This is a genomic window from Bradyrhizobium sp. 137 (assembly GCF_023074095.1).
Taxonomy (GTDB): domain Bacteria; phylum Pseudomonadota; class Alphaproteobacteria; order Rhizobiales; family Xanthobacteraceae; genus Bradyrhizobium.
On sequence record NZ_JADPKU010000115.1, the window covers coordinates 1 to 1607 of the forward strand.

Annotated in this window: 2 protein-coding genes; one reads left to right on the forward strand and one right to left on the reverse strand. The window is 58.6% G+C overall.

Going from position 1 to position 1607, the window contains the following annotated elements:
- Positions 1-263 precede the first annotated feature (263 nt).
- Positions 264-485, reverse strand: a complete 222-nt coding sequence (locus IVA78_RS29465) for a hypothetical protein (protein ID WP_247469067.1) — start codon at positions 483-485, stop codon at positions 264-266.
- A gap of 486 nt (positions 486-971) precedes the next feature.
- Between IVA78_RS29465 and IVA78_RS29470 the strand changes: the two genes are divergently transcribed.
- The coding region (locus tag IVA78_RS29470; protein WP_346275329.1) for an extracellular solute-binding protein at positions 972-1607 on the forward strand (636 nt) is incomplete at its 3' end.

A 1607-nucleotide genomic window follows, 5' to 3' on the forward strand; every position in this document is an offset into this window, starting at 1 on the left:
CACCAGCCCGCACAGGAGGAATTTAGGTCTTACCGGCGGCGTAGCCGATGGGTCCGTGAAGAACCAGAACTTCAGTTTGGGACGAGCTCGAGCATGAGCGGACGAGCATTTGGCGCAACGAGAGCGCCAGCGAGCGAAGGAGACGGCCGAAGTTGTAGCTGACCACAGCGAGGACGGCATTGGCGGCATCGCCCTGGCGGTGCGAAAGATAGTTTCGGCCGGTCCATGTTCGGATTTACGGATGGAGATCGCCGATGACCGGCTCAATGGCCGAGCGGCGGCGCAGTTCGCGTTTGATCTTGGGCTCCCCGCCGCTTCTGGCCTGATGTGAACACCTCGAACTTGTAGTCGAGCGGCGCATTGTGGCCGCGGATAGCCTTTGTCGGGAACGACGGGCGCGATGATTTGCCAATGAGCGCCTCGATGTCCGGGATCACGGCTTTGAGCGTGTGGGAGTCATAAGGATTGCCGGGCAGCGCCTTCACACGCTGACGAACTGGCCAACCTTGGCATGGGGATCGGCGTGGTGATGACGGAGACCTGGACGCCGAACTCGTGAGGCCGGTGCAATTGCCCTTTCCGATGCATTTTCCGACGTGTCCAACCTCCGGCGCGTGCAGCGAACACACCTTCGGACCACGAGCGGGTGGTGGTCGATACCAAGGTGTAGCAAGGCCGTTGCGCATCCGATCGACGCGTGCATCGGGCAAGTCATCAAGCTGGTCGGCCTCGTCAAGCGCAACTGTGTGCCGTTACGCCAGAGCTATCTGCGCCTAGCCAAGAGTGGCGCACGCTGTACCCACGCCCACCAGTTCAAACAGGCTGCCGGCAGAGATGCGGGATTTCGTCGACGTGGCGCCGACAATTGATGAAATCCGGCTCGGCCAACAAGCTACAGTTCCCTTAGGCTCGAGGTATGCGCAACTTGAGCCGTCGACGAACAAGCGCGGGCTTCCAAAAAAGGGGGAAACATGTCTGAGCAGGTGTCTCGTAAACTTCCGCGCCGTCGCTTGAGCCGACGCTCGGTCCTCCAATCGTCGGCTGCGCTGTTGAGTGCACCGTTTGTTGCAAAAACCACTGCAGCATTCGGGCAGGAAAAACTCGCCGGCACTGGCGAAGTGGTCGTTTACAGTTATGGCGGCTCGTTTACGGAAAACCTGCGTAAGTATGTCTCTGACCCCTTTACGAAGGCGACTGGCATCAGGGTTGTCGATGTTACAGCTGACAATGCCGAGCCTCAGATCAAGGCTATGCACGAAGCTGGCCGGGTCGACTGGGACGTTGCCACTGCCAACGCTTTTTTTCCAGCCTACTTGCAATTGCAGCAGGCTGGCGCGTTTATGCCCATCGACTACAGCCTATGGGATGATGAAGCGCTAAAGGGGGTGCCGGAATCTGCTCGCCTTACTGATGCTGTCTTAGCCTACCAAAACGCGAATCTGCTGGTTTATGATGCGCGCGCTTTCCCGAACGGTGGCCCGAAGAACTGGACGGACTTCTGGAGTATTAAGGAATTCCCGGGACTGAGGGGACTCGGTGCCAATTCTTCTTTTGCTCAATTAGCGTTTGCGTTGGCCGCCGATGGCTTCACGGACAAGGGTCTCTTG